The sequence below is a fragment of the Capnocytophaga sp. oral taxon 329 str. F0087 genome (assembly GCF_000213295.2).
Lineage (GTDB): Bacteria > Bacteroidota > Bacteroidia > Flavobacteriales > Flavobacteriaceae > Capnocytophaga > Capnocytophaga leadbetteri_A.
Genome location: NZ_KN390031.1, coordinates 8,620 through 15,901, shown reverse-complemented (window position 1 = coordinate 15,901; position 7,282 = coordinate 8,620). Strand labels below are relative to the sequence as shown.

4 protein-coding genes are annotated in these 7,282 nt (G+C 43.6%); all 4 read left to right on the top strand.

Features of this window, described 5'->3' with window-relative positions; all coding sequences use genetic code 11:
* Positions 1-475 precede the first annotated feature (475 nt).
* Positions 476-1,597 (top strand): efflux RND transporter periplasmic adaptor subunit, encoded by a 1,122-nt coding sequence (locus tag HMPREF9074_RS09375; RefSeq protein ID WP_009392101.1) that lies wholly within the window; start codon positions 476-478, stop codon positions 1,595-1,597.
* Between the two features lie 41 nt (positions 1,598-1,638).
* Positions 1,639-3,039: an efflux transporter outer membrane subunit gene (locus HMPREF9074_RS09370; RefSeq protein ID WP_009392100.1), complete on the top strand. Its 1,401-nt coding sequence runs from the start codon at positions 1,639-1,641 to the stop codon at positions 3,037-3,039.
* A 41-nt stretch (positions 3,040-3,080) separates the two neighbouring features.
* Positions 3,081-6,242: an efflux RND transporter permease subunit gene (locus HMPREF9074_RS09365; RefSeq protein WP_009392099.1), complete on the top strand. Its 3,162-nt coding sequence runs from the start codon at positions 3,081-3,083 to the stop codon at positions 6,240-6,242.
* A 162-nt stretch (positions 6,243-6,404) separates the two neighbouring features.
* The coding region (locus HMPREF9074_RS09360) for an aspartate carbamoyltransferase catalytic subunit (RefSeq protein WP_034540403.1) at positions 6,405-7,282 on the top strand (878 nt) is incomplete at its 3' end.

Below are 7,282 nucleotides of genomic sequence, written 5' to 3'. Positions count from 1 at the left end.
TAAAAATCAAGGAAACGTTAACTTATGAATAACAATCAGCAAAATTAAAAGTTACCTTTATGAATTGAATCTGCCCAATATAGGAAGAGCGAAAGATAACCGAAAGATTACCAAAGTATAAATATCTAATCATTATCCAAAAACCAGAAAAAATTGCTATTCACTACACCCTGCTTTTCCTCAAAAAATTTATGAAAAGATTAACAAGTATTAATTTTTTTAGCACAAGTTTTTGTACTAACTTTGCCCCCTGAAACAACGAGAGCATACTGTTTAACGTCACATCTCCCCCTTTGAAGGAAGTCCGCGAGCTGGCGTAGCGGAGTATGTGTGGGAGGATGTTACCTCCCTTTTTGTCGATAAAATTAGCCTTTTCGTCTAATTTATTTGTGCAACCCACCCCACCAATTTACCTTTACCGAAAAATTCTTACCTCTGTACTATCCCCTAAACTAATAAGTAACAATAAAATATTATGAATAAAATCTTTTTAACAGCAGTGTCAGCTATCGCTATAGTAGCCTGCAATAACACGCAACAACAAGATGCACAAGCTAGTGCGCAAATCCCCTCATATCCTGCGATAATAGTAGGCGAACAAAATACAACCTCTTTCCTTTCTTACCCTGTAAACATCGAAGGGGTGGTAAACAGCCCTGTACAAGCCAAAGTGTCTGGCTACATCACCAAAGTATTGGTCGATGAGGGACAAGCCGTTACCCAAGGGCAAGCGCTTTTTCAGCTCGAAACACAAACCCTCAACCAATCGGCAGCTTCAGCCAAAGCACAGGTCGAGGTGGCACAGGTCGAAGTGAATAAACTCATTCCTTTGGTAGAGAAAAATATAGTGAGCAAAGTGCAGCTCGAAACGGCTAAAGCCAACCTACAGCGCGCCCAAGCTGCTTATAACGAGGTGGCAAGCAACATCGGCTTTGCGGTGGTAAAAGCCCCTGTTAACGGCATAGTAGGCGCTATCAACTATCGTGAAGGAGCGTTGGTAAATGCTAATAGCACTGTTCTAACTACTGTATCCGACGTAAAAGAGGTATATGCCTACTTCTCTATGAACGAAAAAGAATACCTTGACTTCTTAAGTAATACTGAGGGCAAAAACCTACCCGAAAAGCTCAAAAACCTACCCGAAGCCTCTTTAGTATTGGCTAACGGAAAAGAATATACCCAAAAGGGTAAAATACAAGCCGTAACAGGGCAGATAGACCCTACTACCGGCAGCATACAGTTCCGCGCTACTTTCCCTAATCCCAATGGGTTGCTTACCAATGGCAACAGCGGTACTATCCGAGTGCCTCAACATTTTAGTAACTCCCTCGTAATACCCGAAGTTGCTACCTTCGAGCTACAAGGCAAAGTATTCGCTTACAAAATAATAGAAAAGGACTCGGTGGTACAGACCGTTATCACTCTTAAGAACCGCGCCGATAATTATGCAGTAGTAGAAAGCGGTCTCTCTAAAGGTGATATCATCCTCGTACAAGGGCTTAACGCTGTTCGCAGAGGTATTCACGTAAAACCAGAGCCTATTGTACCAATGGACAGCATTGTAAAAAGAATACAACCTATTTTCAACGAGCACTAAGAGCCAATAGCACTTCGTCTTTAATAGAACCTAACACCCAAATGAAAAGAATCATATATAAATCTATAGCAGCGGCAAGTATAGCACTAACCCTTAGTGCTTGTGTAGCGCCCAAAAGGCAAGAATATATGCCCGAGGGGATTAGCGAAAAACTCTTTCGCACCGACAATATCCCTACCGATAGCCTCAGCAGTGCTACGGTATCGTGGCGCAACATCTTCACCGACCCGCTCTTACAGCAGCACATCAGCAAGGCACTGACTAACAACCTCGATGTGCGTATAGCAATACAAAGCGTACAGTCAGCGCAAGCCTATCTAAAGCAGAGCAAAGCTGCCTATATCCCTACTCTTTCAGTAGGAGCTGATTATACCCGCAGCACCAACTCTATCAATGCTGCTGGGGGCATAGGCGACCGCACCTATGGCAACCTGTGGGATATTACCGCCAGTGCCAGCTGGGAAGCCGACATTTGGGGCAAAATCTCTGCCCAGAAACGCGCCCAAATAGCCTCTTATTTAGCTACAGTCGAGGCTCAAAAAGCCGTACAATCAGAGGTGGTGGCTACTTTGGCAACTGCCTACTACCAATTGCTAATGCTCGACGAACAGAAAAAGGTACTCGAGCAGACTATCGACTTCCGCCAAAAGAGTTTAGAGACTACTAAGCACCTAAAGGATGCAGGCTCTACTACCGAAGTGGCTACCAAGCAGATAGAAGCCCTCGTATATAATGCCCAAGCCCAGCTTATCAGCATCAACAACAGTATATGGGCGGTAGAAAATACTATTTGCGTGCTTATGGGCGAAGAGTTGCACAGCATAGAGCGCAGCAACCTATCAGCCCAACAATTTCCTACCGAGTTCAAACAAGGTTACCCAGTGAAGTTGTTAGAAAACCGCCCCGATGTACTCCGCGCAGTGCTCAACTTGCGCAATGCTTTCGAACTTACTAACGCAGCCCGTGCTAACTTCTTCCCTACCCTTACCCTTTCAGCACGAGGGGGCTTGAGTAGCACCGAGTTAGACACTTGGTTTTCGGCTAAATCTATGTTTGCTAACTTCGTAGCAGGGCTGGCACAGCCTATACTCAATAAGCGACAAATACGCACCCAGTATGAGGTACAACGCGCTGCCCAAGAAACGGCCTTGCTCAACCTCAAAAAGTCTATCCTTTCAGCAGGCAAAGAGGTAACCGACGCTATGCGCAACTTTACCACTCAAACCGAGCTAATCGAACTAAAAACCAAAGAGATGAAAGCCTACCAAGAGGCTACTGACTTCTCTAAACAGCTGTTCGATAGCGGTATGGTGAATTACTTAGAGGTAATCACTGCCGAAGTAAGCCGCCTCAATGCCGAACTAAGTGTTGCCGAAGCCCAATTTACCCGTATGCAGTACGGCATTACCCTCTACAAAGCCCTTGGAGGTGGCTGGAAATAATGAGCCAATTGGCAATCGACAAATTGACAAATTAAGAATTTATGATAAAGAACTTTATAAACAGACCGGTGCTATCAACGGTTATTTCTATCTTGATAGTCATCTTAGGGGTGCTGGGTATTGTCTCGTTGCCTGTATCGCAATACCCCGACATTGCGCCTGTTACCGTATCGGTAAGAGCTAACTACGGAGGGGCGAATGCCGAGACCGTACTTAAATCTGTGGTGATTCCTCTCGAAGAGCAAATCAACGGGGTAGAAAATATGGACTATATCGTATCCTCTGCCTCTAACAGCGGGGCTGCCAATATCACGGTATATTTCAAAAACGGTACTGACCCCGACAATGCTGCCGTATTAGTGCAAAACCGCGTATCATACGCTAATGCTATCCTTCCTGCCGAAGTAAAACAAGCAGGGATAACAATAGAAAAACGCGAGGCAGGACAGCTAATGTTCCTCACTTTCTTCTCTGATAACCCTGAATTTGGCGAAGTTTACTTAGAGAATTACTTGGGTATCAACATAATTCCTGCTCTAAAGCGTATCACTGGGGTAGGTGATGCTGATGAATATGGTGGTAAAAACTACTCTATGCGTATATGGCTTGATCCTCAAAAACTACAGGCCTATAAGTTAACCCCTACTGAAATAAATGCAGCCATTTCAGCACAAAGCTTAGAGGCAGCGGCAGGTACCTTGGGGCAAAACAGTGGTAGTTCTTACGAATATACTATCAAGTATAAAGGAAAATACAACAGCGTATCAGAATACGAAAACATAGTAATTAAAGCCCTTGATGGGGGGCGCATACTTCGCTTAAAAGATGTAGCTAAGGTAGAACTCGATGCCCTTGGCTATACCAGCTTTTCCGAAAGCAAAGGACGTGCAGCTATTGCAATGGGTATTTCGCAAACCCCCGGGGCTAACGCTCACGAAGTCGTACAAAATATTGAGAAGTACCTCAAATCTATTGAGAAAGACCTACCTGAAGGGGTAACCTACACTATTAACTTCAATGTAAACACCTTTTTAGATGCGGCTATTTCTAAGGTTCTAACTACTCTTTTAGAAGCATTCTTATTGGTATTCTTAGTAGTGTATATCTTCTTGCAAGATTTCCGCTCTACCCTTATCCCCGCTATTGCGGTACCGGTTTCTATCGTGGGTACTTTCTTTTTCCTAAATCTTTTTGGTTACTCTATCAATATGCTAACCCTATTTGCCTTAGTGCTTGCCATAGGTATAGTGGTCGATGATGCGATAGTGGTGGTCGAGGCGGTACACGCTAAGATGGAGCAGACGCACGAGAAAGCTAAACCTGCTACTATTTCGGCTATGAACGAAATTACAGGAGCTATTATCTCCATCACCCTCGTGATGGCAGCTGTATTTGTGCCGGTTACCTTTATCGAGGGTACAACTGGGGTATTCTACAAACAGTTTGGGGTTACCCTCATCGTTGCAATCGCCATTTCAGCAGTAAACGCTCTTACTCTCAGTCCTGTCCTCTGCTCACTATTCCTCAAACCTCACGGCGATAAGGAGTATGAAGACAAATCAGTTATAGGCAAATTCTTCCATAAATTCAACATTGCTTTCAATGCGGCAACATTAAAGTACGGACAGACTTTCACCTTTTTCTTGCGTCACAAATGGGTCACCTTAGTGCTTTTTGCTATTGTAGGGGGTGGTATTTACTTTGCTAATAAAAATATACAAACAGGGTTTGTACCTAACGAAGACCAAGGATTCGTACTAATGGATCTTTCGATGATACCTGGTGCCTCTATGGAGCGTGTAGCCAACGAGATGCGCGAAGTGAGTAAAGACCTTGATAACATACCTGGGGTTGAAAACTTTACTTTCGTAACCGGAAATGGTATGCTATCAGGCTCTGGTAGCAATAATGGTATGGGGTTCTTTAAACTCAAGCCTTTCGAAGAACGTTCTAAAGACCCTCGCCAAAGTATAGATGCTATTATAGGGCAGGCTTTTGCAGCTGCTTCTAAGATAAAAGATGCTGAAATAGTATTCTTCCAACCTCCAGCTGTATCGGGCTTCGGTATGGGGGCAGGGGTATCATTTGCCTTACTGAACAAATCAGGAGCTGATGTAACTGAAATAGACAAAACTGCCCAAGAGTTTATCGCTGCCCTCGAAAAACGACCAGAGGTAAAGTATGCTAAAACATCTTTCAATACCAATTACCCTCAATATGAAATGATCATCAATGTAGAACGAGCTATGCAGTCAGGTATTTCGGTAAATACCTTGCTCTCTACCCTACAAAACTATATAGGAGGGTACTATGCTAACGACTTTACGCTCTACGGTAAGCAATTCCGCGTAATGGTGCAAACCCTACCCGATGCGCGCAAAGATGTGAATAGTTTAAATGGAATGTTTGTACGTACTGAGAGTGGTGAGATGGCTCCTATTTCAGAATATGTTACTCTAAAAAGGGTATTTGGTCCTCAAGCTGTAAGCCGTTATAACCTCTACACTTCGGTAGATATTTCAGCAGCCAATAATGAGGGCTATAGTACAGGTGATGTAGTAAAAGCTGTTGAAGAAGTAGCGGCTCAAACCCTTAACGCTAACTATGGCATTGATTATACAGGGCTTACCCGTGAAGAGCAAAACGCAGGCTCACAGACTATCATCATCTTTATTCTCAGCTTGGTGTTTACCTACTTTATCCTTTCGGCACAATACGAAAGCTACCTATTGCCGTTATCAGTGCTAATGTCGTTACCATTTGGTATTTTTGGGGCATATCTGGGGCAATGGCTCTTTGGTTTAGAAAACAACATTTACTTCCAAATCTCACTAATTATGCTAATGGGGCTTTTGGCTAAAAATGCTATCCTGATAGTAGAGTTCGCGGTACAACGCCGACGTATGGGCGAGAGCCTCTCTAAGGCAGCAATCAATGCCGCTATGGCGCGTTTGCGTCCAATCCTGATGACTTCATTTGCCTTTATCGTAGGACTCTTGCCATTAGTATTTGCTACAGGTGTAGGAGCTGCTGGTAACCGTTCAGTAGCTACCGGAGCCGCTGTAGGACAGCTTATTGGTACTTTCTTCGGATTAGTAGTAATCCCTGTGCTTTTTGTTATCTTCCAAGACTTACAAGAGCGCGTAAGTGGTCGCCGCCACAAAACCGACGAAATATTCGCTACCCCTACAGAAGAATACTAAAATAAAGACAGAAGATAAAAAACAAAAAAGGTTATTACAGCAAATACTGTAATAACCTTTTTTATTACCAAACTAACGACTAACGACTAAAAACTAACGCCTAAAAATTGCTAATTGACAAATTATTCGTACCTTTGCCGTACCGCTAAAAGATATAATACGATGAGCGAATTAAGTGTCAATCACCTTTTAGGTATTAAGTATATCACCGAAAAAGATATACAACTGATTTTCGAAACGGCTGACCACTTCAAAGAGGTTATCAACCGCCCTATTAAGAAAGTGCCTTCATTACGCGATATTACCATCGCCAACCTTTTCTTTGAGAACAGCACTCGCACTCGCCTCTCTTTTGAGTTGGCTGAAAAGCGCCTTTCTGCCGATGTGATTAACTTCTCGGCTTCGCAATCATCGGTTACTAAGGGCGAAACATTAGTCGATACGGTCAATAATATCCTTTCAATGAAAGTAGATATGGTAGTGATGCGTCACCCCAACCCTGGGGCTGGAATCTTCTTATCGCAGCATGTCAAGGCCGCTATCGTAAATGCCGGCGATGGAGCGCACGAGCACCCTACCCAAGCCCTTTTAGACTCTTACTCTATACGCGAACGATTAGGCGATGTTGCAGGCAAAAAAGTAGTAATAGTAGGCGACATACTCCACTCTCGAGTAGCCCTTTCTAATATATTTGCCCTACATAAACAAGGAGCTGAAGTAATGGTTTGCGGGCCTAAAACGCTTATCCCTAAATACATACACGAGCTTGGCGTAAGGGTAGAAACTAATTTGCGCAAAGCCTTAAACTGGTGCGATGTAGCCAATATGCTACGCATACAAAACGAGCGCTTAGACATCAGTTACTTCCCCTCTACACGCGAGTATGTACAACAATACGGACTTACCAAAGAGCTCTTAGCCTCTCTCGATAAAGAAATAGTGATTATGCACCCAGGCCCTATCAACCGAGGGGTAGAAATTACCAGCGAGGTAGCCGATAGCCCTCAGTCTATTATCTTGCAACAAGTAGAAAACGGAGT

What these genes read in the sequence shown, in the direction of transcription:
- HMPREF9074_RS09375 (WP_009392101.1), top strand. Translation starts at nt 476, where the DNA reads ATGAATAAAATCTTTTTAACAGCAGTGTCAGCTATCGCTATAGTAGCC.
- HMPREF9074_RS09370 (WP_009392100.1), top strand. Translation starts at nt 1,639, where the DNA reads ATGAAAAGAATCATATATAAATCTATAGCAGCGGCAAGTATAGCACTA.
- HMPREF9074_RS09365 (WP_009392099.1), top strand. Translation starts at nt 3,081, where the DNA reads ATGATAAAGAACTTTATAAACAGACCGGTGCTATCAACGGTTATTTCT.